We start from the raw sequence: 1,505 nt of genomic DNA, 5'->3' as shown, positions 1-1,505 counted from the left end.
GGGCCATTGCCCACAAATTTCCTGCCGAAGAAGCATTGACCATTGTCGAAGCCATTGATGTACAAATCGGGCGCACCGGCGCAGTAACCCCCGTCGCCCGCCTGCAACCTGTATTCGTCGGCGGCGTTACCGTTACCAACGCTACCCTGCACAATCAGGACGAAGTATCGCGCAAAGACGTGCGCGTTGGCGATACAGTTGTCGTGCGCCGTGCCGGAGACGTGATTCCCGAGGTGGTGCGCGTAATTTTTGAACGCCGCCCAATGCAGGATACCAACATTGCTGTTTCAGACGGCCTGCAAGACGATTTGTTTGCCGAAATACCTTCTGAAACCCGCTCCGAACCGCTTCACAAACCTTACCGCCTGCCCACCCATTGCCCTATCTGTCACAGCGAAATCGAACGCGAAGAAGGCGAAGCGGTTGCCCGATGCAGCGGCGGTATGCTTTGCCAAGCACAACGCGCGCAAGGTTTAATCCACTTCGCCTCACGCAAAGCCATGGACATCGACGGACTTGGACAAAAACAAATCGAGCAACTGGTAGCACAAGATTTGGTTCGTCATTTCGCCGACCTCTACCGCCTCGATATCCCAACCCTGCAAAAAATGAAGGAAACGGCGGATAAAGCGTCAGCTAATGAGGAAGAACCATCAAACAGTGAGATTGAAGACTTTGAAAGCGAGAGCGGCAATGCCCTGCTTAGCAAAACCAGTAAAAAACAGCCAACTAAATGGGCGGAAAACATCCTCGCAGGCATAGAAGCCAGCAAAACGCCTGAACTTGCCCGCTTCCTTTTTGCCCTCGGTATCCGTCACGTCGGCGAACGCACCGCCAAAACGCTGGCGCAGGCATTCGGTACACTGGAACACGTCCGCCATGCACCCGAACCCATCCTCGCCTGCCTGCCCGATATCGGCACGGTGGTTGCCCGCTCCATCGCCCACTTTTTTGCCCAAGAAGCGCAACAGGCGATGATAGACGAACTGCTGGCTGTAGGTGTTGCCCCGCAAAGCCAGGCTGTCACTATCCCGCCGTTGCGCTATGCCGAGCCGCAACGCTGGATTGCCCGCCTGCCTGATTTTAAAATCAGCGAAACCAAAGCACTGGCCTTATGGGAGCTTGCCGGACAAAGCATAGAAGGTTTGCAAACTGACAAAGCGTTGCCTGCCGATTGGCAAACATGGCGCAGTAAACTGCAAAACGCAGCCCTGCTTGAAAATATGAAAACTTTCTTTGATCAAAAGCTGCCTGAGCTTCAAGATGAAACGATTTCAGACGGCATCAATGAGACCATAGCAGGAAAAACCTTTGTATTAACAGGAACTTTACCCACGCTCAAACGCGACCAAGCCCAAGCCATGATTGAGGCTGCCGGCGGTAAAGTTTCTGGTAGCGTATCCAAAAAAACCGACTACGTTGTCGCCGGAGAAGCCGCAGGCAGTAAATTGGAAAAAGCCCAAACGTTGGGCGTGGTCGTATTGAGCGAAGAAGAATTACTGACG

General features: G+C 53.4%; 1 protein-coding gene. It reads left to right on the top strand.

Features of this window, described 5'->3' with window-relative positions; genetic code table 11:
* Positions 1–1,505 (top strand): helix-hairpin-helix domain-containing protein (locus tag ACTHUR_RS11025; protein WP_440398597.1); only part of this gene is annotated, 1,505 nt, incomplete at both ends.

It is taken from the genome of Neisseria sp. P0021.S007 (assembly GCF_051956855.1).
This window is presented reverse-complemented; position numbering and strand designations above follow the sequence as displayed.